General features: G+C 67.4%; 22 protein-coding genes and 1 tRNA gene. 11 read left to right on the forward strand and 12 right to left on the reverse strand.

Annotated elements, in window-relative coordinates:
* Positions 1 to 18: 18 nt before the first annotated feature.
* From G495_RS0110240 to fliQ, 10 genes are all read left to right on the forward strand, one after another.
* A complete protein-coding gene (locus G495_RS0110240; protein ID WP_028587745.1) occupies positions 19 to 1,656 on the forward strand; it encodes an ATP-binding protein in 1,638 nt (545 codons plus the stop codon).
* Between the two features lie 248 nt (positions 1,657 to 1,904).
* Complete coding sequence (locus G495_RS0110245) at positions 1,905 to 2,615, forward strand: YggS family pyridoxal phosphate-dependent enzyme (protein WP_425387610.1); 711 nt, start codon at positions 1,905 to 1,907, stop codon at positions 2,613 to 2,615.
* 36 nt (positions 2,616 to 2,651) lie between these two features.
* Positions 2,652 to 3,416 carry a motility protein A gene (locus tag G495_RS0110250; protein WP_028587747.1) on the forward strand — a complete coding sequence of 255 codons (765 nt, stop codon included), beginning with the start codon at positions 2,652 to 2,654 and terminating at the stop codon, positions 3,414 to 3,416.
* 15 nt (positions 3,417 to 3,431) lie between these two features.
* A complete protein-coding gene (locus G495_RS0110255; RefSeq protein ID WP_028587748.1) occupies positions 3,432 to 4,271 on the forward strand; it encodes an OmpA/MotB family protein in 840 nt (279 codons plus the stop codon).
* 3 nt (positions 4,272 to 4,274) lie between these two features.
* Positions 4,275 to 5,006, forward strand: coding sequence for an OmpA/MotB family protein (locus G495_RS0110260; RefSeq protein ID WP_028587749.1), 732 nt, complete (start codon positions 4,275 to 4,277; stop codon positions 5,004 to 5,006).
* Positions 5,007 to 5,041: 35 nt separating this feature from the next.
* The gene (locus G495_RS0110265) at positions 5,042 to 5,560 is read left to right on the forward strand and encodes a flagellar basal body-associated FliL family protein (RefSeq protein WP_028587750.1); all 519 of its coding nucleotides are present in this window, start codon (positions 5,042 to 5,044) and stop codon (positions 5,558 to 5,560) included.
* Between the two features lie 36 nt (positions 5,561 to 5,596).
* Positions 5,597 to 6,142 (forward strand): flagellar motor switch protein FliN, encoded by a 546-nt coding sequence (fliN, locus tag G495_RS0110270; protein ID WP_028587751.1) that lies wholly within the window; start codon positions 5,597 to 5,599, stop codon positions 6,140 to 6,142.
* 12 nt (positions 6,143 to 6,154) lie between these two features.
* Positions 6,155 to 6,787, forward strand: coding sequence for a flagellar biosynthetic protein FliO (gene fliO, locus G495_RS22545; protein ID WP_245588409.1), 633 nt, complete (start codon positions 6,155 to 6,157; stop codon positions 6,785 to 6,787).
* Positions 6,720 to 7,520 carry a flagellar type III secretion system pore protein FliP gene (gene fliP / locus G495_RS0110280; protein ID WP_084458117.1) on the forward strand — a complete coding sequence of 267 codons (801 nt, stop codon included), beginning with the start codon at positions 6,720 to 6,722 and terminating at the stop codon, positions 7,518 to 7,520. The genes fliO and fliP overlap by 68 nt, the downstream gene beginning before the upstream one ends.
* Positions 7,521 to 7,544: 24 nt before the next feature.
* Positions 7,545 to 7,814, forward strand: a complete 270-nt coding sequence (gene fliQ / locus G495_RS0110285) for a flagellar biosynthesis protein FliQ (RefSeq protein ID WP_028587754.1) — start codon at positions 7,545 to 7,547, stop codon at positions 7,812 to 7,814.
* 239 nt (positions 7,815 to 8,053) lie between these two features.
* On the opposite strand, the gene G495_RS0110290 is transcribed toward fliQ, so the two are convergent.
* The 11 genes from G495_RS0110290 to G495_RS0110340 all read right to left on the reverse strand — a co-directional run bounded on the left by G495_RS0110290 (position 8,054) and on the right by G495_RS0110340 (position 18,042).
* The gene (locus tag G495_RS0110290; protein ID WP_028587755.1) at positions 8,054 to 9,280 is read right to left on the reverse strand and encodes an EAL domain-containing protein; all 1,227 of its coding nucleotides are present in this window, start codon (positions 9,278 to 9,280) and stop codon (positions 8,054 to 8,056) included.
* Positions 9,281 to 9,363: 83 nt separating this feature from the next.
* The gene (locus G495_RS0110295) at positions 9,364 to 9,723 is read right to left on the reverse strand and encodes a P-II family nitrogen regulator (protein WP_028587756.1); all 360 of its coding nucleotides are present in this window, start codon (positions 9,721 to 9,723) and stop codon (positions 9,364 to 9,366) included.
* Between the two features lie 42 nt (positions 9,724 to 9,765).
* Positions 9,766 to 11,148 (reverse strand): ammonium transporter, encoded by a 1,383-nt coding sequence (locus G495_RS0110300; protein WP_035251703.1) that lies wholly within the window; start codon positions 11,146 to 11,148, stop codon positions 9,766 to 9,768.
* A 509-nt stretch (positions 11,149 to 11,657) separates the two neighbouring features.
* The gene (locus tag G495_RS22030) at positions 11,658 to 12,260 is read right to left on the reverse strand and encodes a LemA family protein (protein WP_051445262.1); all 603 of its coding nucleotides are present in this window, start codon (positions 12,258 to 12,260) and stop codon (positions 11,658 to 11,660) included.
* 71 nt (positions 12,261 to 12,331) lie between these two features.
* Positions 12,332 to 12,757: a pyridoxamine 5'-phosphate oxidase family protein gene (locus G495_RS20400; protein WP_051445263.1), complete on the reverse strand. Its 426-nt coding sequence runs from the start codon at positions 12,755 to 12,757 to the stop codon at positions 12,332 to 12,334.
* A gap of 199 nt (positions 12,758 to 12,956) precedes the next feature.
* Positions 12,957 to 13,376 (reverse strand): 4Fe-4S binding protein, encoded by a 420-nt coding sequence (locus G495_RS0110315; protein ID WP_028587758.1) that lies wholly within the window; start codon positions 13,374 to 13,376, stop codon positions 12,957 to 12,959.
* Positions 13,377 to 13,387: 11 nt separating this feature from the next.
* Complete coding sequence (locus tag G495_RS0110320; RefSeq protein ID WP_028587759.1) at positions 13,388 to 14,464, reverse strand: hydrogenase large subunit; 1,077 nt, start codon at positions 14,462 to 14,464, stop codon at positions 13,388 to 13,390.
* A gap of 9 nt (positions 14,465 to 14,473) precedes the next feature.
* Entirely contained in the window at positions 14,474 to 14,839 is a 366-nt protein-coding gene (locus tag G495_RS0110325) for an NADH-quinone oxidoreductase subunit C (protein ID WP_028587760.1), read from the reverse strand.
* An 11-nt stretch (positions 14,840 to 14,850) separates the two neighbouring features.
* Positions 14,851 to 15,303, reverse strand: coding sequence for an NADH-quinone oxidoreductase subunit B family protein (locus G495_RS0110330; RefSeq protein WP_028587761.1), 453 nt, complete (start codon positions 15,301 to 15,303; stop codon positions 14,851 to 14,853).
* 4 nt (positions 15,304 to 15,307) lie between these two features.
* Positions 15,308 to 16,162, reverse strand: coding sequence for a respiratory chain complex I subunit 1 family protein (locus tag G495_RS0110335; RefSeq protein ID WP_028587762.1), 855 nt, complete (start codon positions 16,160 to 16,162; stop codon positions 15,308 to 15,310).
* Positions 16,162 to 18,042, reverse strand: coding sequence for an NADH-quinone oxidoreductase subunit 5 family protein (locus G495_RS0110340; RefSeq protein WP_028587763.1), 1,881 nt, complete (start codon positions 18,040 to 18,042; stop codon positions 16,162 to 16,164). The genes G495_RS0110335 and G495_RS0110340 overlap by 1 nt, the downstream gene beginning before the upstream one ends.
* A 492-nt stretch (positions 18,043 to 18,534) precedes the next feature.
* Between G495_RS0110340 and G495_RS18615 the strand changes: the two genes are divergently transcribed.
* Positions 18,535 to 19,845 carry a two-component system sensor histidine kinase NtrB gene (locus G495_RS18615; protein WP_051445264.1) on the forward strand — a complete coding sequence of 437 codons (1,311 nt, stop codon included), beginning with the start codon at positions 18,535 to 18,537 and terminating at the stop codon, positions 19,843 to 19,845.
* A gap of 672 nt (positions 19,846 to 20,517) precedes the next feature.
* Here the strand turns inward: G495_RS18615 and G495_RS0110350 are convergent.
* Positions 20,518 to 20,593: transfer RNA gene (locus G495_RS0110350), tRNA-Phe, on the reverse strand.
* Positions 20,594 to 20,791: the final 198 nt, after the last annotated feature.

Below are 20,791 nucleotides of genomic sequence, written 5' to 3' on the forward strand. Positions count from 1 at the left end.
GCCCAAGGTGGAGCGAGCATGACGGAGATCAGCCCTGTTTTGGCCCGGATGCTGGATTGCCGGGAATCCGAGCGGATCGAGTTCAAGGAGGCCAAGCGCGGTTTCGAGAAAAACCAGCTTTTCAAGTACTGCGTGGCCCTGGCCAACGAGGGCGGGGGGCATCTCGTCCTGGGCGTCACCGACCGTCTGCCGCGACAAATCGTTGGCACCCGCGCTTTTGGCGATCTCGACGAATTGCGCAACGCCATCTACAACGCGTTGCGGTTCGAGGTGCAGGTCCGGGAGGAATTCGATCCGCAGGGGCGGCGCGTCCTTGTCTTGTCCATCCCCGGGCGACCCGCCGGAAGCGCCAGGAGCTATGAGAGCGGCTTCTGGTGCCGCCGGGGGGGCAGCCTCGCGGGCATGGGGTCGGAACGGTTGCGGGCTATTTTCAGTGAGACGGACGGGGACCACTCCGCCCAGATTTGCGCCGAAGCCGGTCTTGATGACCTCGACCCGCAGGCGATCCAGCGGTTCCGGGAGCTGTGGGCGGGTGGTGACTCCGGCGCGGAAGTGGCCTCATGGCCCGTGGAGCAGCTTCTGGAGAACGCCGAACTGCTGGCCGAAGGCCGGGTGACCAACGCGGCGCTGGTCCTGCTGGGCAAGAGCCGGAGCCTGTCCCGTCTTCTCCCCGATGCGGAAGTGATCTTCGAATACCGCTCCTCGGAAGCTTCCATAGACCACCAGCAGCGGGTTGCCTTCCGGGAAGGCCTGCTGCTGTTCATGGACCGGCTGTGGGAGACTGTCCGCCTGCGCGTGGAGACGCATGCCTTCCAGGTCGGGCTGGTGCGTCGGGACATCCCGGCTTTCAGGGAGGAGGTCTTCCGCGAGGGGCTGCTCAATGCCGTCTGCCACCGCGATTACCGGCGGACGGAGTCGGTGTTCGTGCGCCAGTATCCCCAACGGATCGACATCGACAGCCCCGGCGGCCTGCCCCGTGGGCTGACGGTGGACAATCTGATGTTCAAATCCTCTTGGCGGAACAGGCGCATTGCCGAGGCGTTGGAGAAGACCGATCTGGTGGAGCGTTCCGGCCAGGGCATCGACCGCATGTGGCGCTCTTCCATCCGCGACGGCAAGCTGCCGCCGGATTATTCGCGGACGGACGAGGAGCACGTCGCGCTTTCGCTGCACGGCGCCGTGGTCGATGAAGACCTGCTCCGGTTCCTGGAGCAGGTCGGCGAACGTGATGCGGCGCAGTTCGGCGCCTCTGAAATGGCGGCCCTGCATTACATCAGCAGGGATGTGGACGTGCCTTCCGGCTTTCTGGAGGCTGCGACCCGGCTTGTGCGCAAGGGCGTGGTGGAGCGGGTGGGCAAGCGCTTCATCCTGTCCAGGAAGTATTACGTCATGCAGGGCCGCCCCGGGGCGCACACGCGCCGGGTCGGCCTGGACCGGGAGACGAACCTCGCCCTGGTGCTCAAACATGTGCGCGCCTGCGGTGACCAGGGAACGACGCTTGCCGAGTTGCAGCAGGTGCTGCCTGCACAGTCGCCCGATTATATCCAAAGGCTTGTGAGGACGCTCAAGTCGCGGGGGGAGGTGCTGGTTGCCGGGCGTACGAGGGCGGCGCGCTGGTTTGCCGTACGGCAGGAAAAAGACAGGGGCGGCGCCTAAGGGATAGCGCCTATCCAGGCCGCGTTAAACCGCGTTAAACCGCGCCAAGCCGCGTTAAACAGCGTAATCTTGACGGCACAAATTGTTTCAACATACTGAAATTGATTTGGAAAACATTAGGTGCGAGAGTAATCCCGGCCATTCAGGCACGTAATTCTGGGTTAAGTGATGGGTATTTTTCTGCAAAAATTGGGCGATAGGATAGGCAGAAAGAGACTTCGGCCCCGGCAAGCAGAAGGACAGTGACAGTGCACGACGACATGCAAACGGACATCGCCCGGCGGCTGGCCGAACTGCGCGAGGAGATCGGCGCGGCGGCGCGTGAGTCGGGGCGCGGGGCGGGGGACGTGACCCTGGTGGCGGTGTCCAAATGGCACCCGGCTGCGGCCGTGCGCGCGGCGGCCCTGGCCGGGCAGCGCGACTTCGGCGAGAACTATGTGCAGGAGGCCCTGGCCAAGCAGGACGAACTGGCCGACCTCGGGCTGCGCTGGCATTTCACCGGCGCCTTGCAGACCAACAAGGCCAAGTTCCTGCCCGGGCGTTTCGTCCTGGTGCAGACCCTCGACTCCCTGAAACTGGCCCGGACATTGCATGACCGCATCGCGGCAGCCTGCGCCCCGGTACAGGACGTGCTCATAGAGGTCAATCTGGCGCGGGAGAGTCAGAAAGCGGGTGTTGCCGAAGCCGAACTCCCCGGGCTGGCCGAAGCCGTGGCCGGCCTGGAGACCATGCGCCTTGCCGGGCTCATGGCACTCCCGCCCTTCGACCTGGCCCCCGAGGCCCGCCGTCCGTTGTTCGCCAGGTTGCGCGAGCTGCGCGACGGCCTGGAACTGCGGCTGGGCCGCAGGCTCCCCGTCCTGTCCATGGGCATGACGGACGACTTCCGCCAGGCGATTCTGGAAGGGGCGACCATGGTCCGGATCGGCACGCGCATCTTCGGCGCGCGCCCGCAGAAGTAGGCAAACAGCAAGGGGCCGGACAGGCAAGAGGGCTTCATGGATCTCGCAACTGTAATCGGGCTGATCATCTCCTTCGGCCTGGTGGCCGCAGCCATCGTCACCGGCGGCAGCCCGCTGGTGTTCGTCGATGTGGCGTCCATGCTCATCGTCTTCGGCGGGACCATCGGCGCCACGCTGGTCAGCATCCCCCTGCCCAAGATGCTCGCGGTGATGCCCGTGGTGCGCCAGACGTTTTTCTCGTCCATGGAAAGCCCCGCCGAGATCATCGAGAAGTTCATGGACTACGCCAACCGCGCCCGGCGCGAGGGCATCTTGTCCCTGGAACCCATCATCAAGCAGATCGACGATTTCTACCTGCGCAAGGGCCTGCAGCTCACCGTGGACGGCCTGGAGCCGCAGACCATCCAGGAGGTGCTGGAAACCGAGATCCAGTACCTGGAGGAGCGCCACGAAACCGGCGCCGAGCTGCTGACCACCCTGGCCACCTACGCCCCGGCCATGGGCATGATCGGCACCGTCATCGGCCTGGTGCAGATGCTCCAGACCATGAGCGACCCCTCGACCATCGGCCCGGCCATGGCCGTGGCGCTGATCACCACCTTCTACGGCGCGGTGCTGGCCAACCTGGTGTTCAGCCCCATGGCCGGCAAGCTCAAGACCAGGAGCAAGGAGGAGGTGCTGCTCAAGGAGATGGTGCTGCTGGGCATCCTGTCCATCTCCAAGGGCGAGAACCCGCGCATCATCGAGGAGAAGCTCTCCAGCTTCCTGCCGCCCAAGGACCGCAAGCAGGACGTGACCTAGGTCCGGGAGCGCCCCATGGCCCGCAAGGAGAAGCAGGAAAAACCCCAGGGACAGCCCGGGTGGCTCATCACCTTCTCGGACATGATGACCCTGATGCTGACCTTCTTCGTGCTGCTGGTGAGCATGTCGGTGCTCGACGAGCGGCGCAAGCTGGTGGTCATCGGCTCCATCATCGGCACCTTCGGCGTGGGCAGGCAGAGCCACGATGTGCTCTCCCAGCGCGATCGGCGCACCTCGGTGGAGCCCGGGCCCATGGAGATGCCCAGTATCAACGACCTCGAACCCCTGCGCGAGATGATCTGGGAGGACATCGAGGACGACCTGGATTTTGCCTCCAACAGGTTCGTGCAGGTCTTCTCCATCCCCGACGACGTGCTCTTCGAGCCCGGGGGGACGGAGCTGCGGCCCCGGGGCAGGCAGATCCTGGAGGCGGCCCTGCCGGTGTTCCTGCAGGTGCGCGTGCCGCTGCTGCTGGCCGGGCACACCTCGTCCCTGCGCGAGGAGGAACAGGAGAACTTCCGCGTGGAAGATCAGGAGCAGGTCATGGACCAGTCGTGGAGGCTGTCCTTCGCGCGGGTGATGACGGTCTACCAGTTCCTGGCCCGCGCGGGCATGGACCCGGAGCTTTTGCGCGTCGAGGCCTTTGGCAGGTTCCACCCCCGGCACACGGAGCTCACCGCCGAGGGGCGGCGCAAGAACCGCCGGGTGGACATCATCCTGGACAAGCGCAACGCCCAGTGGCAGGAGCACATGGGCCTTTTGCGCCAGCCAGTGCCCGAGGAGTTCTTCGAGTACAAGGATTTCATCTTCCGCTTCGAGAACCGGGGGGCGCCGGGCGCGCCTGCGGAGCCCTAGGCCGTGGCCCGCAAGAAGAAGAAATCCGCAGGCATGGCCAGCGACGGCTGGCTGGTCACCTTCGGCGACCTGGTGACCCTGCTGTTGACGTTTTTCGTGCTGCTGCTCAGTATGTCGTCCATGGACCGCAGTGTGCTGACGCGCATCACCTTCTTCACGGACGATGTCGGGTTTCTGACGAACCGCAGCGCCGGGCGCATCCCCCAGCGGGTGAAGTTCATCATCGAGGCCCTGGACAAGCCCTGGGAGGTGCTGGAAAAGCAAAAGCGCATCAAGGACCTGCTGTTCCCGGATGACGAGCTGCCCCCGGAGATCAGCCGCAGCACCCTGGATGCCAACCTCAAGGTGCTGGCCCGGCCCGAGGGCGTGGCCCTGGTGCTTACCGACGCGCTGCTTTTCCCCTCGGGCGGGGCGCAGCTCTCCGAAGCGGCCCGCAGGCTGCTGGAGCCGGTGCTGGAAGTTCTCTTGTTCATGCCCGCGCCCGTGAACGTCTCGGGCTACACCGACGACGTGGGCGGGGGGAGCGACGCGAACCACGCCCTGTCGGGCGAGCGGGCCCTGGCGGTGCTGGAGTTCTTTTTGTCGAGCGGGCTGCCGCCGGAGCGCTTCTCCGTGTCCGGCTACGGCCCGGCCTGGCCCATCGCCGACAACGGCACCGAAGAGGGCCGGGCCCAGAACCGCAGGGTGGAAATCCTGCTCAAGACCACCCCCTGGCTTGGAGCCTACGTCCAGTGACCAGGGGCGGACCGTAACAAAAAGGAGGCCGCACCATGGCCGAAGAACAACTCGAGGCCCCCAAGGACGGCGGCAAGAAGAGCGGCAAGCTCAAGTGGATCATTATCGCCGTGGTCATTCTGGCGCTGCTGGGCGGCGCGGGGTTCTTTTTCCGCGCGCAGATCATGGGCCTTCTGGGCATGGGCCAGCAGACCGAAGAGCAGGCCGGGGCCGAGGGCCAGCCCGTCGAGGGCGCCCAGGCCGAGCCCCAGAACACGCAGCTGGTCTCCCTGCCGACCTTTCTGGTCAACCTGGCCGACCCCCTGGGGCGGCGCTACCTGAAGATGTCCATGGACGTGGAGCTGGTGAACAAGGATGCGGCGGAAAAGCTCAAGAAGAACGAACCCAAGGTCCGCGACGCGGTGATCCTGCTACTGTCGAGCAAGACCTTCGCGGACCTCTCGTCCATGGAGAGCAAGCTGGCCCTCAAGGACGAGCTTGTCAGCCGGTTGAACCAGATCGTGGGTGGGTCCATGGTCCTGAGGGTCTATTTCACCGAGATGGTCGTCCAGTAGCACCTGGGGCGAACCCAAACACCGAGGGGTGACGGCATGGAAAAGGATATGGATCAAGACGCCCTGGCCGACGAATGGGCTGCCGCCCTGGAAGAGAGCGGCGACCTTGACGCCGTGGCCGACGCCAAGGCCATGAAGGCCGCCGACTCCGGCCCGGCGGACGACGACGCCCTGGCCGCCGAGTGGGCCGCGGCCCTGGCCAGCGAGGAAGAGACCAAGATGGACAAGGAGTCCCGCCAGGCGGGGCTGGCCGCCCAGAGCACCGACGCGCGCTTCAAGGACCTGACCGAGGAGGCCAAGGCCCCCCGGCCCGACGGCACCAAGCGCGACCTGGACTTCATCCTGGACATCCCCCTGGATGTGTCGGCGGAGCTGGGGCGGACCAAGCTGCTCATCAACGAGCTGCTGCAACTGGGCCAGGGCTCGGTCATCGAGCTGAACAAGCTGGCGGGCGAGCCCCTGGAGATCTACGTCAACGGCAAGCTCGTGGCGCGCGGCGAGGCGGTGGTCATCAACGAGAAGTTCGGCGTGCGCCTGACCGACATCATCAGCCCCATCGAGCGCGTCAAGCAGCTCGCCTAGCGGGAACACGCCATGCCGCACCTCCGTCGTCTTGTCGCCCTGTTCATGCTGTGCGCGCTGTGGGCCGCCCTGACGGCCTCGCCCGCCCTGGCCGCCAACGCCACGGCGCAGACTGACGCCGCCGCCACCGCCGCTAGCGGCGCTAGCGCCGCTAGCGCTGCCAACGCCTCGGCCCCGGAGGCGGGCGCCGCCGTCCGCCAGGCGGTGAACGCCACCGCCCCCGGCGCCGCCGGGGCCCTGGCCGGGGCCCTGGGCGACGGCCCCGGGCCGCTGGACGACGAGGCCCGGGAGAGCGTCAAAACCTTGCCCCAGGCCGGGGACATGACCGGGGCGCTGTTCCAGGTGGCGGGGGTGCTGTGCCTTCTGCTGGCGCTGATGTTCCTTGGCTTCTGGGTGCTCAAGCGCTTCGGCAAGCGCATGGGCCTTGGGGTTTTCGGCTCGGGCGACCTGCGTATCGAGGGCACCATGAGCCTGGGGCCCAAGAAGAGCATCGTCGTGGTCCGGTTCTTGAATAAGCGGATGGTGCTGGGCGTCACCGACGCCTCCATCAACCTGCTGACGCAAGTGGACACCGGCCATGACACTGATCGAAAGGATTTCGACAAGGCCCTGGACGAGGCTCGCGCCAAGGACGGCGGCATGTAGCCTCCTGCTTTTCGCGCTGCTGCCCCTGGCGGCGGCCCTGGCCCAGGAGCCGTCCGTGCCCTCCCTGCAGCTGAGCCTGGCCGCAGGGCAGACCGAGCCCGAAAAGGTCGCCACGACCCTGGAGATTCTCTTCCTGCTGACGGTGCTCTCCGTGGCGCCGTCCATCGTGCTCACCGCCACGTCCTTCACGCGCATCATCATCGTCTTCTCGTTCCTGCGCCAGGCCATGGGCACCAACCAGGTGCCGCCCAACCAGGTGCTGGCCTCCCTGGCCATCTTCATGACCGTGATGATCATGCTGCCCACGGGCACGCGCATCAACGACGAGGCCCTGCAACCCTACCTCAACGAGGACATCGGCTTCCAGGAGGCCCTGGGCAAGGCCGAGGCGCCGCTGCGCGAGTTCCTGTTCAAGCACACCCGCGAGAAGGACCTGTCCATCTTCTATTCCATCGCGCGCATGGACCGCCCCCAGACCAAGGACGACGTGCCCACCCCGCTGCTGGTGGCGGCCTATGTCATCAGCGAGATGAAGACGGCCTTCCAGATCGGCTTTCTCATCTACATCCCCTTCCTGATCCTGGACATGGTGGTGGCCTCCATCCTGCTGGCCATGGGCATGATGATGCTGCCGCCAGTGATGATCTCCCTGCCGTTCAAGCTGCTGCTCTTCGTTATGGTCGATGGCTGGAACCTCTTGACCGGTTCGCTCGTGAACAGTTTCGCGGCCTGAGCGCCGCCCAAGGAGACACGGCCCATGACCCCCGAATTCGTCGTCGGTTTCGCGCGCCAGGCTATCGAAATGGCCCTGCTCATCTCCCTGCCCATGCTCGGGGTGGGCCTTCTGGTGGGCCTGACCGTGAGCATCCTGCAGGCCGCCACCCAGATCCAGGAGATGACCCTGACCTTCATCCCCAAGATCCTGTCCATCTTCGTGGCCCTGCTCGTCTCCTTCCCGTGGATCATGGACAAGATGATCACCTACACCCGCGACCTGTTCATGAACCTGCCCAACTACGTGCGCTGACCCCCGCGCGCCCCGGGCAACGCCAAGGCGCCCCCCGGCTCTGCCGGGGGGCGCCTTGGCCGTGTGGGGCCGGGGTACGCTGTGCCCCGCGCTGGAATGGGGCCCCTCTTCGCGGGGGGAGGGGGAGGGGAGCGCGTTGTGCGGGTGCCGGGCGCCGGTTGGCGCGCGGCGCACGGAGAGGCCTGGGGGCCGGGGCCGGACGGCGCCCCCGCGGCACCGCCCGGCCCCGGCCTATCGACTCACCGTTTCACGCTGATGTCGACGCACAGGATGAAGGCCCGCCCGGCCCGGTCGCCGAAGCGCACCGAGATGGTCGTGCACAGGCTGCCGCTGGCCAGGGAGATGTAGGGCTCGGTGGTGTACTTTTCGAGCCCGGCGGACAGGGGCAGGAAGTATTCCTTGAGGGAGTGGTCGGTGCCGCGCGGGGCGGGGCGGTAGATGAAGCGCCGGGCCTCGCTCACGGCGTAGGGGTTGCAGACGGTCGCGCTGACCTGACGCCCCGCGCAGTTGAGCACATACATGCACTCGATGTCCTCGTGGGAGTGGATGAGGTCCAGCAGGGCGCGGTTGAAGCCCCGGGGCGCCTGGGTGCCCAGGGCGGCGACGATCTCGCGCAGGGCCCGGTCGTAGGTTTCGTGCAGGGCCTTTTTCTCGTTGATGGTCTCGATGACGCGGCGCCGGAAGTTGCGGGCCACGGAGGCCACCCGGCGCGGTGTGGGCGGCGGCGCGGCGTCCAGGGGCGCGGGCCGGGCGAAATAGAAGCCCTGGAAGATGTCCACCCCCAGGCCCATGAGTTCGAGCACCTCGGCCTCCTGCTCCACGCCCTCGGCCACGACCATGGCCCCGATGTTGCGCGACAAGCGCACCAGGGCTTTGGCGATCTCGAACTTGTGGTACTCGCAGTGGATGTCGCGGATCAGGCCCTTGTCGATCTTGATGATGTCGGGCTTGATCTGCGAGACGCGGTCGAGGTTGGAATGCCCGGTGCCGATGTCGTCCAGGGCGATGAGGAAGCCGTGGGCCCGGTAGGTCTCGATGAAACGGGTCAGCACTTCCGTGTCCTGGACCTTGGACTCGATGATTTCGATGACCACGTTGCCCGGGTTCAGGCCCGCGGCCTGGGTGGCCTCCAGGAACTTGCCCGAGCCCAGGATGTTCCTGTTGATCAGCGACATGTCCAGGTTCACCGACAGCAGCAGGTCCTTGCACTGGGCATGCACCGGGGCGAAGCGGCGCATGGCCAGCTGGCGGCACAGCCGGTCCAGCGCCAGGCGCCGGGCGGGGGTTGTGGCCAGAGGAAAGAGCACATCGGGCGGGATGCTGACGTGCAGGTCGGGCAAAAGGCCCCGGGACAGGGCCTCCACGGCCACCACGCTCTTGCCCTTGATGGACACCATGGGCTGGAAAAGCGTGACGATGCGGTCTTCGCGGGCCAGGGTCTGGTAGTCGAGTGCGAGGGGCTGCATACGGTGGCGGCGCGTCCCTTTGGCGGAAGAGGGCGCCCCGGGCCGGAGGATGGGGGTCCGGCCCGGGGCGCGTGTGTGGGGGGCTAGGGAGCGGTGCGGGTCGCCGCCACGGCGGCGATGTCCGACTCCCCGGTGCGGATGCGCAGGGAGCGCGCAATGTCGAGGACGAAGACCACGCCGTCGCCTTCCTTGCCGGTCCGGGCTCCGGTTTCGATGGCCTTGAGGGCGGCGTCGAGGAAGGAGTCGTTGACGCCGATCTCGATGCGGACCTTCTTGAGCAGGTTCACCTCCATGACCACGCCGCGGTAGGTCTCGGTGAAGCCCTTCTGGCGGCCCGAGCCGAGCACGTTGGTCACGGTCATGCTGAATATTTCCTTGGCGTAGAGGGCCTGCTTGACCGCAGTCAGCCTCTCGGGCCGGATGTATGCGATGATGAGTTTCATGGCTCCTCCGAATGGTGCTTGGTTAGATGGCGGGGACGTGCCCTACTCGTTGGAGAAGATCTGGAAGCCGGAGTAGGCCTCCATGCCGTGCTCGGTGATGTCCAGGCCCTTGAGCTCCTCCTCCTCGCTGACGCGGATGCCCACGACGGCCTTGAGGATGGCGAACACGACCCAGCCCGCGCCGAAGGCCCAGACGAAGACCGCGCCCACGCCGATGAGCTGCGTGGAGAGCACGGAGAAGTCGCCGCCGTAGAGCAGGCCCGTGGCGCTGCCGAAGCCCGGGGCGGCCAGCAGGCCGGCCATGATGGTGCCGTAGGCGCCGCACACGCCGTGCACGGACACCGCGCCGACCGGGTCGTCGATCTTGAGCACCTGGTCGATGAAGACCACGGACAGGACCACGAGGATGCCGCCGCCCAGGCCGGTGATCATCGCGCCCATGGGGGACAGCTCGTAGCAGCCCGCGGTGATGGCCACCAGGCCCGCCAGGGCGCCGTTCATGGTCATGGAGGCGTCGGGCTTGCCGTACTTGATCCAGGCCGTGAACATGGCGCCCAGGGTGCCCGTGCAGGCGGCCAGGGAGGTGTTCATGGCGATGTAGCCGATGGTGCCGTCGGCGGTGGTGGTGGAGCCGGGGTTGAAGCCGAACCAGCCGAACCACAGGATGAAGACGCCCAGGGCCGCCATGGGGATGTTGTGGCCGGGGATGGCGTTGGCCTTGCCGTCGGCGGTGTACTTGCCGATGCGCGGGCCAAGGACCATGGCTCCGGCCAGGGCGACCCAGCCGCCCACGGAGTGAACCACGGTGGACCCGGCGAAGTCGATGAAGCCCATGGATTCGAGCCAGCCGCCCTCGTTGCCCCACAGGCCGCCCCAGGCCCAGTGCCCGGAGACGGGGTAGATCAGGCCGGTGACCAGGATGCTGGCCAGGATGTAGGCGCTGAATTTGGTGCGCTCGGCGATGCCGCCGGAGACGATGGTGGCGGCGGTGGCGGCGAACACGCTCTGGAAGAACCAGAAGGTCAGGGTCCACATGCCGTCGGCGGTGGAAGCGTCGGCGCCGGACAGGGCGAAGCCCGAGCCGCCGATGAAGCCGCCGATGGAGTCGCCGAACATGAAGGCGAAGCCGATGAAGAAGAAGACCACCGAGCCAGCGGCAAAGTCGATGAAGTTCTTCATCAGGATGTTGCCCGCGTTCTTGGCGCGGGTGAATCCGGCCTCGACCATGGCGAAACCGGCCTGCATGAACATGACCAGGATGGCGGCAACCAGGGTCCACAGGAGGTTGGCGTTGTCCTGGGTCAGCATTTCGGGGGCGTCCTGGGCCAGGGCGCATACGGGGGCCGAGGCGACCACGGCGAGGGCTCCCAGGGCGAAGTACAGCCCGGAGAGCGGCCTTTTCAAAAGGGAGCGGGGGGTGAGCATTCCTGAAACCTCCTAGGCAACAGCGGTTGGGGTGTGTCGAGCGCCGAAGCGCATCCCCGGAGAGCAAGGAGCGGGCCAAGAATGCAAACCACTGATTTAAAAGTAATTATTATAATCAGGCGGGGGAGAGGGGGCTGAAACTAACAAATTTTGCCATAAATGGCATACATCAGTTGGGCCTTGTTTCACATATTTGCAAATAAAAGCTAATTCTGACCCCAAGAATTGGACTACTGTCAGCCGCGAGGTCCAAAATTGTAAAATAAGCCCTGAGTCTGGCCTGGGTGCGGGCTCCGGAGCGGGCTGGTGCAGGCGCGGGCTGGTGCAGGCGCGGGGGAGCAGGGGCGGGCTGGTGCAGCCGTGGGCGGGAGCCCGGCCCGGGGGCATTGCGGCGTGCGCGCCGGGCGGCCGGGGCGCGGCTGCACCCGGGAACCGGCGCGCCGCTGGTGCTGTGCCCGGGGGCGGGGTCGTGCGGGTGCGCGTTGCGGCGGGCCCGGGGGCGGGGCCGCTCAGTCCGGGCAGCCCCGGGTGCAGCCCGGGCCGGGGGGTACGCGGAACAGGGCCCCGCCGAACTCCAGGAACGGGGCGTCCTCGAAGCCGAAGGCTCCGGCCAGCAGCAGGGCGGGGAAGCCGTGGCGGTAGGCGTTGTAGCCGCGCGCGGCCTCGTTGTAGGCCAGCCGCGCCAGGGCCACGTGGTGGGCGGCGTCGTCCAGGTCCTGGAACAGGGGGCCCAGGCTGGCGGCGGTGTCCTGCTCCCGGGCGGCCCGGGCCAGGGTCCGCAGCCGGGTCAGCAGGGTTTCCAGGCGTTCTTCGGCCCGTCCCAGCTCGTGCAGGGCCAGGGGCTCGCCCCGGGCCGCCGCCTGGGCGGCGGCGGCGGAGGCCGCCTCGCGGGCCAGGGCCAGGTCCGCCAGGGCGTCCCCGGCCTGGGGCAGCTGGCTGCGGCCCGCCTCCACCAGGGCCACCACGAGGTCGTGGCGTCGGCGCAGGGCCGCATCGGCGCGGCCCAGGGCCGCCAGGCAGAGCCGACGCAGGGCCGCGAGCCGGCCGTGGATCAGGGCCGCGCACAGCCCGATGGCCAGCAGCGTGGCGGCGAAGGCGAAAAGCGCGTTCATGGTGCCCCCGGGGTACGGGTTTGCAGCGCAGTGTAGTGCAACCCGGCGGGCGCGGCAAGGGCGCGCGAAGGCTACAGCCGCAGCACGCGCCCGGCCAGGGGGCCGTCCTGAAGCTGGAAGGTGCGCACCCGCACGCGGATGGCCCGGGCCTGGGGGGCCGAGGCGATGGCCTCCAGCTGCGGGCGGGCGGCGGCCAGGCGGCGCAGCAGGGCGCGTTCCTCGTCGCCCTGGGCCGGGACGAAGGTGCCCGCCACGGTGAGCGCCCGCAAGCTCTGGATGCCCGCAGCGGCGCGGCGGTCGTCCACCAGCAGGCTGACCTCGGGGTTGGCCGCGAGGTTGGCCCATTTGCGCGTGCCGGGCAGGGTGGCCATGAGCACCTCGCGCCCGTCGGGCGCGGCGACGTAGGCCATGAGCGAGGTGTGGGGCACGCCTTGCGAGGCCGTGGCCAGCACCAGCAGGTCCTGGGACAGGAGCAGGTCGAGGCAGTCGTCGAGCATGGGGCCTCCGGTTGGGGGGGGCAGGGGGTCGGCCTGCAGGATACACCGCCGGGGGCGCGCGGCAAAGGGGCCGCCTGCGTGCGCTCCCAGGAGCGTCCAAGACAAAGCGCAGCAGGGTATGCCGCCCCGGCGCGCCCCGGCGGGCCGAAAAAAAGGCCCCCCGGGCGGGGGGCCTTCGGAATCCAGGGGCGCGGAGGCGCTACTTGGCCTCGGCGTCGCCGCCCTCGGGGGCCTCGTCCGCCTTGGCGGCCTTGGCCTTGTCCCCGGCCTTCTTCTTGGGCTGGGGCGGGGTGCCTTTGAGGATGAAGGGCTCCTTGACCACCGTGGGCTTGCGGTGGACGTTCTTCATGCTCAGGCTGTCCACCGGGCAGTTCTCCACGCACACGGCGCAGTAGACGCAGGCGTAGGCGTCGCAGTCCCAGGTGCCGGTGGTGCGGTCCACGGTGATGCACTGCGACGGGCACTTCTTTGCGCACATGTTGCAGAAGATGCATTTGTCCATGTCGTTGACCAGCTCGCCCCGGAATTTCTCGAAGGGCTCGCGCACGACAAAGGGGTAGCCCCGGGTGGCCTTGGGCCTCACGAAGTTCTTCAGGATGTTCGAGGTCATGAACAGCATGGCGGCCTCCCTTAGCGTTCCGTGCAGGAGATGCACGGGTCGATGGACAGGACCACGACGGGCACGTCGGCCAGCTCCAGCCCGCCGACCATGGCCAGCAGCGGGGGCACGTTGGCGAAGGTGGGCGTGCGGATGCGGCAGCGGTCGAGGAACTTGGTGCCGTTGGCCTTGATGTAGTAGAGCAGCTCGCCGCGCGGCTGCTCCACGCGCACGATGGTCTCGCCCTCGGGGTTGCCCTTGACGGGCACGCGGGTGTCGCCCTCGGGCAGGCGCGCGATGGCCTGGCGCACCAGGTCGAGGGCTTGCAGGGTCTCGCGGAAGCGCACGGTGCTGCGGGCGTAGGAGTCGCCGCCCGTTTCCACCACGGGCTCGAAGTCCAGCTCCTTGTAGGCCGCGTAGCCGAGCTGGCGCATGTCCTGGGCCACGCCGGAGCCGCGCAGGGTCGGGCCCGCCGCGCCCAGCTCCAGGGCCTGCTCGCGGGTCAGCACGCCCACGCCCACGGTGCGCGACTTGACGGTGTAGTCGTCGAGCATGGTCTTTTGCAGCGCGCGCACGCCCTGCTCCACCTCGTCCACGCCTTCGAGAATCCAGCGCAGCTGCTCGGGCGAGAGGTCGTAGCGGGTGCCGCCCACCACGTTGACGGAGATGATCACGCGGTTGCCCGCCGTGGCCTCCATGATGTCCATGATCTTTTCGCGGACCTTCCAGAACTGCTGGAACACGCTCTCGAAGCCGAAGGCGTCGGCGAACAGGCCCAGCCAGAGCAGGTGGCTGTGCACGCGGTGCAGCTCGCTCCAGATGACGCGCAAAAAGCGCCCCCGGTCGGGCACTTCGATGCCCATGAGCGCCTCGATGCCCTGGCAGTAGGCCTTGGCGTGGATGCACGAGCAGATGCCGCACACGCGCTCCACGATCTGGACCATCTGGTGGTAGTCGCGGATTTCCACGAGCTTTTCCAGGCCGCGGTGCACATAGCCCAGGGCCGGGATGGCTTCCTTGACGATTTCGTCCTCGAGCACCAGCTTCAGGTGCACCGGCTCGGGGAGCACCGGGTGCTGGGGGCCGAAGGGAATGATGGTTCTGGCCATGGCGTATCCTTACTGCTTGGTGATCTTGACGTTGGAGACGAGGGGGACTTCGGTCACTTCCGCATCCAGGTACAGGGTGCGGTTGAAGTCCAGGATCAGGCCGTCGAAGGAGACGCCGAACTGGTCGCGGATCTCGTTTTCCACCAGCAGCGCGGCGAACAGGACGCCGGAGATGCTGGGCACGGGCTGGTCCTTGGGCTGGCGCATGCGCAGGTGGACCAGCTCCAGGTCCTTGTCGAAGTGGTAGAGGATGTCCAGGTCGCGCTCGTCGATTTCGGTGCAGGTCATGGTCACCAGGCGGTAGCCCGCGTTTTTCAGGCGCAGCACCTCGCTGGCCACGGTGGCCTGGGTGACTTCGGTGATGTTCTCGATCATCTCGTCCCTCCCTATGCGCCCTGCTCGGCGGCTTCGACCTTTTCGGCGAACTTCTGCAGGCCCAGGACCACGCCGTCGATGATGGCCTCGGGCTTGGCCGGGCAGCCGGGCACGTACACGTCCACGGGGATGACCTTGTCCACGCCGCCGACCACGTTGTAGGCCTCGCGGAACACGCCGCCCGAGGTGCCGCAGGCGCCGATGGCGATGACGGCCTTGGGCTCGGGCATCTGGTCGTAGAGGTTTTTCAGCACCTTCTTGTTGCGGTGGTTGACGGTGCCGGTGACCAGCAGGATGTCGGCGTGCTTGGGGTTGCCCACGTTGACGATGCCGAAGCGCTCCACATCGTACATGGGGGTCAGGCAGGCCAGCACCTCGATGTCGCAGCCGTTGCAGCTGCCGCAGTCGAAGTGCATGATCCAGGGCGACTTGACGCGCGATTTCTTGATGAATGACTTTATCATGGCGCTAGATCTTGGCGTACAGCCAGATGAGGTTCACGACGGAGAGGCCCAGGCCGACGCTCCAGACGTACTTGAGCATCCAACGCCAGGTCATGCGGGCCATGGTGTTGTCGATGATGATTTCGGCCATGTAGGTCACGGCCAGCAGGACGATCATCATCAGCACGTTGGTGGACCAGAACAGGGCGCACACGCCAAGCACCAGCACCGTTTCGTACCAGTGGGCGATCTCGATGAGCCCGAGGTAGGGCCCGGAGTATTCCGTGAGCACGCCCTTGACCAGCTCCTGGTGCCCGTGGTGCGAGGTGGAGAAGTCGAAGGGCGACTTGCGCAGCTTGATGGTCAGCGCGTAGCCGAGCACGATGAACATGAGCGGCAGCTGGAAGAGCAGCGGCGTCTCGTGGGCCAGGATGTCGCTGACCTGGAAGCTGCCCGTGGCCAGATACAGGCTGACGAAGACCAGGATGAGCAGCGGCTCGTAGGTCAGCACCTGGATCAGCTCGCGCTGGGCGCCCACCTGGCTGTAGGGCGAGGGCACGCTCATGGCGCCCACCACCAGGAACACCGCGCCGATGGCCTGCACGAAGAAGATCAGCAGCAGGTCGGCCTGCAGGAAGAACAGCACGCACGACAGGGCCGCGGCCACGAAGTAGACCCAGGCGCAGAAGATCTGCCAGGGGTTGGAGGCCATGGGCTCTTTGCCGAAGAGTTTGGCCACGTCGTAGAAGGCCTGCATGACCGGCGGGCCCTGGCGCGACTGGAACCAGGCCGTGAGCCTGCGGTCGATGCCGGCCAGCAGGCCGCCAGCCAGCGGAGCCAGGACGAGCCCGACGAGAACGAGAAGGATGGTGGTGAGCATTACAGGGCACCTCCGATCATGAGCACGATGAGCGCCGCCGCGGCCACGTTGACGAAGGTCGTCAACCGGTCCTCACCGAACATGGCGGGCAGGTAGTAGTTGCCCGCCTCGACCTTGACCGGCTGGTTCATGGGGCCGTTCCAGGTGCCGTCGGTGGCCATGCCGATGTTCGATCCGGCCATGTAGGGGGCGCTGTAGGTCATGGCGCGCGAACGCCGGGCCGCGCGCAGGGCCAGCAGCACGCCCAGGCCCAGCACCGCGAACAGCGGGTACACGTAGAAGGCCTCGATGGGGTTGGCCGCGCCGGGGGTCATGGGGGCGACGACCGCCTCGTAGACCTGGGGCGAAGCCACGGACAGGACCACCGCCCCGGCCAGCAGCACCAGCAGCGGCACGCGGATCAGCGCGGGCTGGGCCTCGGCCACGGGCTGGCGGTCGCCGGGGGCGGCCAGCAGGGTGCCTGCCCAGCGCGCCCAGTAGACCACCGTCAGCGCGCTGGCCAGGGCCATCATGGTCACCACCACCAGCTGGCCCGAGGCCGACTCGATGGCCAGCCACTTGGCCATGAGCACGCCAAAGGGCGGCAGGAGCATGGTCAGGATGCCGGTGATGGTGATCCAGGCCGTGTGGGGCATGCGCGTGTACAGGCCGCGCATGTCCTCGATGTCGCGCGAGCCGATGTGCTGCTCGATGGTGCCCACGCACAGGAACAGCAGCGCCTTGGACACGGCGTGGAAGATGATCAGGAAGATGGCCGCCGCAATGGCCGCCGGGGTGTTGATGCCCGCGCAGGCGACGATCAGGCCCAGGTTGGAGATGGTGGAGTAGGCCAGGATCTTCTTGCCGTTGGACTGGCTGATGGCCAGGGCCGCGCAGGCCAGGAAGGTGAAGGCGCCGCACAGGGCCACGCCGTCGGACACGAAGCTGCCCGCGTAGGCCGGGGCCATGCGCAGGACCACGTACACCCCCGCCTTGACCATGGTGCTCGAATGCAGCAGCGCCGAGACCGGGGTGGGCGCGACCATGGCGCCCAGCAGCCAGCTCTGGAAGGGCACCTGGGCGGCCTTGGTGAAGCCCGCGAAGCAGATGAGGCCCATGCCCACCAGCAGGCCGGTGCCCGCCGCGCTGCCCGAGGCCAGGATGGCCTGGATGTCCAGGGTGCCGACGCTGGTGTAGGTGAACATCATGCCCAGCACGAAGGCCAGACCGCCCGCGGAGTTCATCCACAGGGCGCGCACGGCGTTCTTCACGGCGACCTCGGTGCCGTCGTGGCCGATGAGCATGAACGAACACAGGGTGGTGATCTCGAAGAAGAAGTACAGCCACAGGATGTTGTTGGCCATGACCAGCCCGTTCATGGCACCCAGGAAGAGCACCAGGAACAGGAAGAAACGCGGCTGGCGCGAGGTCTCCAGGTGCAGGTGCTCCTCGTGCTCCTTCATGTAGGGCAGGGCGAACACGCAGATCAGCGAGCCGACGATGGAGATGATCAGCACCATGACCATGGAGAGCTGGTCCACGTAGAACGCGGACACCGGGGCGGAATGGTCCACCCAGAACAGCTCCAGGATCACCAGCCCGAGCATCTGCAGGACGCTGAAGACCTTGATGAGCAGGTTGTCATGCTTGAAGCCGTAGAACAGGATCACGCCGAGCAGGGCGAAATCCAGGACCGCGATGAGCATGTTCCAGCTCATGCCCAGGACGGGACCGGGCGAGTAGGAAACGGGCCCCGCCGACAGCAGGGCCACGGAGGCGACGGCCAGGATCACGCCTGTGATCATGACGACCAGCGCCCGCAGGAAGCTGGCGCGCAGCAGATAGCACGCCAGTCCGGCCACGAATGGCAACAGGACGAGAAGGACGATCTGGGTGGACATGGTAACCCCTTCGCAAAGATTGCCGCAGAACAACACACACAACGCCCTGCGCAGGAGGCCGCAGGGCTTGCCCGTAAGGATTCCCGCCCTTACGGGGCTTGGATTTGTCGTAGAAAAGAAAAATTGTCAGGTCAACCGGAACCGGAAAAGTCCCCTGCTCGTCGTTCCATCCCGGGATCAGGGTCGGGGCCGGGGCGGGTGGTATGCAGCTCCAGGCGGGTTATCCCACAGGATGTTCTTGTATATCAATCTGTGAAACAATGATTTTTCGTGATGATTCGGAGTTCCGGCAGCTCCCCGTTGTCGGGGTGTGGTTGTGCACTAAAAGAACACTGAATCAAAAAAAGTATTCTCTGGTTGTGTAAACAACCAGTGTCCAGGCGCGGAAAAATTCGCAGCCTGAGCTGTTTCGTCTGCGCCGCAGTAGGAAATGGCCCGCCCCGTATTCGGAATTATGATGAAAAGCCCGGGGGCTTCCTGTATGCTCCCGCAATGGGCGAAGAGTTGGACAAGAAGAGCGGCGCGGCGGAAGGCGGCGCGGCGGGCGAGGTGCGCGACAGGCTCATCGGCCTGGGGTCGGGCTCCATCCGCAAGAGCTACTACCCGGAGCTGCGCCAGCGCCTGGACGAGCTGGACCGCATGCACGGGTACCTGGCCAGCGTGCTGGACGCCATGCCCTCGGCCATCCTGGGCGTGGACGCGGACCTGCGCGTGACCCGCGCCAACCGGGCGGCGGCGGACCTGGCCGGGCTGCCCCGGGCCGAGATGGAGGGGCGCCTGCTGGGCGACATCTTCCCGGACCTGCGGCGCTACCTGGCCGGGGCCACCCGCGCCGTGGCCCAGGGCCAGCCCCTGGAGCGGCGCGCCGCCGAGGCCGAGGGCCCCGCACCCGGCCCCTGCGCCAGCGGGAACTGCGGCAGCCGGGAACCGCGCTACTACGACATCATGGTCGCGCCCATCGAGGCCGGGCGCAGCGCCGTGATCCGCCTGGACGACGTGACCGACCGCGTGCGCCTGGACCAGCTCATCGTGCAGACGGAGAAGATGGTCTCCCTGGGCGGGCTGGCGGCGGGCATGGCCCATGAAATCAACAACCCCCTGGGCGGCATCCTCCAGGGCGCGCAGAACATCCTGCTGCGCCTGGACCCCGCGCGCCCGGCCAACGTCCAGGCCGCGCGCGAGGCCGGCTGCTCGCTGGACGCCATCCACGACTACGCCCGGCGCCGGGGCATCCTGCGCTTCCTCGACGGCATCCGCGCCTCGGGGCGGCGCGCCGCGTCCATCGTGCAGCACATGCTCGAATTCAGCCGCGCCAGCGACACGCGTCACGAGCCGCACCACCTGGAGCGCGTGGTGGAGGGCGCTCTGGCCCTGGCCGCCAGCGACTTCGGGCTGGACCGCAAGGCGGGCTTCCGGCGCGTGGCCGTGCAGCGGGACTTCCGGGAGGGCGTGCCCCCGGTGCTCATGAGCCGCACCGAGATCGAGCAGGTGGTCTTCAACCTCGTGAAGAACGCCGTGGAGGCCATGGGCGAGGCGGGTACGGCCCAGCCGCGCCTGGTGTTCTCCACCCGCGTGGAGGGCGGGTTCGCCGTGCTGGAGGTTGCCGACAACGGCCCGGGCATGGACGAGGCCACCCGCAGACGCGTCTTCGAACCGTTCTTCACCACCAAGGAGGTGGGCAAGGGCACCGGGCTCGGCCTGTCGGTGTCCTATTTCATCGTCACCACCAACCACGGCGGCGAATTCGCCGTGGACTCGCGGCCAGGCCGGGGCAGCCGCTTCGTCATCCGCCTGCCGCTGTAGGCCGGGCCCGGCGGGGCCGGGCGCCAGCCCCTGGGGCGCCCGGGGCGGTCCCCCCGCCCCGTCCCGTCCATCCGCCAGCACGGCGCACCTGCGCCGGACCCGCCCGTCCACTCCCCCCGGCCTTGCCTCCCTGCCGCTCCCGCGTCGCCCCTTGCGCCTTGTCCGCCCTCGCGCTCCGTCCGCGCCCACCGCGCCCTGCCACCCTGGCGCCCCCCGCCCCGGGCGGGGGCGCAAAAAGAGAGCGCCCGGTGGAAACTCCACCGGGCGCGCTGCCCTTGGGCGGGCCCCGCGAACCGCCCCCACTGCACCGGGTTCACAGGGGGAGGACACAGACGGCCCTGTCCCAAGGGTCTGCGAGGCGTCTTCAATGTGGAGTGGACCTGCCGGAGTCCACTCCCCCCCTCAACACCTTCGCTGTCTTAGATTCATACGCATCCGCTTTCGTTTTGCCTATGGGGGAAAACCCGTATTTTGGACGAGGCGTTCCCGCCGGGGGGCGCAGTCTCCCCGCGAGGCCCTGCGGCCGATGGCGCGGCAAAAGGTCGAGGGTCGGCCAACCCCGGGATGCGCCGCCCTGGGAGCCGGGGAGCGATGCGGGACGCGGCAGCGAGGCCGGAGCCTGCCCGCACGAAAAAAGCCCCCGGACAGGGTCCTGGGGGCTTTTGAAATTCGTGGTGCCACGGCACAGAGTCGAACTGCGGACACGGGGATTTTCAGTCCCCTGCTCTACCAACTGAGCTACCGTGGCAACCGGCGAGCAATGGGTATTAGCCAAACTCGAAGCCCGATGCAAGGATTTTTTCCCGCATCCGGGCACCCGGGGGCGCGTGGCGGGAGGAAGCCTGGGGGCGGTGCGCGTGGCCCCGGGGTGGATTTGCCTCCGGCGGCTCAAGGGGCACGCCCCTTGAGAATCCCGCATTGGGTGGGCGTGGCGGCGCGCCGCCAC

The sequence above is a fragment of the Desulfocurvus vexinensis DSM 17965 genome (assembly GCF_000519125.1).
GTDB classification, from domain to species: Bacteria; Desulfobacterota; Desulfovibrionia; order Desulfovibrionales; family Desulfovibrionaceae; genus Desulfocurvus; species Desulfocurvus vexinensis.

Excerpts from the sequence above, each read along its gene's own strand:
- G495_RS0110240 (WP_028587745.1), top strand. The coding sequence starts at position 19 with ATGACGGAGATCAGCCCTGTTTTGGCCCGGATGCTGGATTGCCGGGAA.
- G495_RS0110250 (WP_028587747.1), top strand. The coding sequence starts at position 2,652 with ATGGATCTCGCAACTGTAATCGGGCTGATCATCTCCTTCGGCCTGGTG.
- G495_RS0110255 (WP_028587748.1), top strand. The coding sequence starts at position 3,432 with ATGGCCCGCAAGGAGAAGCAGGAAAAACCCCAGGGACAGCCCGGGTGG.
- G495_RS0110265 (WP_028587750.1), top strand. The coding sequence starts at position 5,042 with ATGGCCGAAGAACAACTCGAGGCCCCCAAGGACGGCGGCAAGAAGAGC.
- fliN (WP_028587751.1), top strand. The coding sequence starts at position 5,597 with ATGGAAAAGGATATGGATCAAGACGCCCTGGCCGACGAATGGGCTGCC.
- fliO (WP_245588409.1), top strand. The coding sequence starts at position 6,155 with ATGCCGCACCTCCGTCGTCTTGTCGCCCTGTTCATGCTGTGCGCGCTG.
- fliP (WP_084458117.1), top strand. The coding sequence starts at position 6,720 with ATGACACTGATCGAAAGGATTTCGACAAGGCCCTGGACGAGGCTCGCG.
- fliQ (WP_028587754.1), top strand. The coding sequence starts at position 7,545 with ATGACCCCCGAATTCGTCGTCGGTTTCGCGCGCCAGGCTATCGAAATG.
- G495_RS0110290 (WP_028587755.1), bottom strand. The coding sequence starts at position 9,280 with ATGCAGCCCCTCGCACTCGACTACCAGACCCTGGCCCGCGAAGACCGC.
- G495_RS0110295 (WP_028587756.1), bottom strand. The coding sequence starts at position 9,723 with ATGAAACTCATCATCGCATACATCCGGCCCGAGAGGCTGACTGCGGTC.
- G495_RS0110300 (WP_035251703.1), bottom strand. The coding sequence starts at position 11,148 with ATGCTCACCCCCCGCTCCCTTTTGAAAAGGCCGCTCTCCGGGCTGTAC.
- G495_RS22030 (WP_051445262.1), bottom strand. The coding sequence starts at position 12,260 with ATGAACGCGCTTTTCGCCTTCGCCGCCACGCTGCTGGCCATCGGGCTG.
- G495_RS20400 (WP_051445263.1), bottom strand. The coding sequence starts at position 12,757 with ATGCTCGACGACTGCCTCGACCTGCTCCTGTCCCAGGACCTGCTGGTG.
- G495_RS0110315 (WP_028587758.1), bottom strand. The coding sequence starts at position 13,376 with ATGCTGTTCATGACCTCGAACATCCTGAAGAACTTCGTGAGGCCCAAG.
- G495_RS0110320 (WP_028587759.1), bottom strand. The coding sequence starts at position 14,464 with ATGGCCAGAACCATCATTCCCTTCGGCCCCCAGCACCCGGTGCTCCCC.
- G495_RS0110325 (WP_028587760.1), bottom strand. The coding sequence starts at position 14,839 with ATGATCGAGAACATCACCGAAGTCACCCAGGCCACCGTGGCCAGCGAG.
- G495_RS0110330 (WP_028587761.1), bottom strand. The coding sequence starts at position 15,303 with ATGATAAAGTCATTCATCAAGAAATCGCGCGTCAAGTCGCCCTGGATC.
- G495_RS0110335 (WP_028587762.1), bottom strand. The coding sequence starts at position 16,162 with ATGCTCACCACCATCCTTCTCGTTCTCGTCGGGCTCGTCCTGGCTCCG.
- G495_RS0110340 (WP_028587763.1), bottom strand. The coding sequence starts at position 18,042 with ATGTCCACCCAGATCGTCCTTCTCGTCCTGTTGCCATTCGTGGCCGGA.
- G495_RS18615 (WP_051445264.1), top strand. The coding sequence starts at position 18,535 with ATGGGCGAAGAGTTGGACAAGAAGAGCGGCGCGGCGGAAGGCGGCGCG.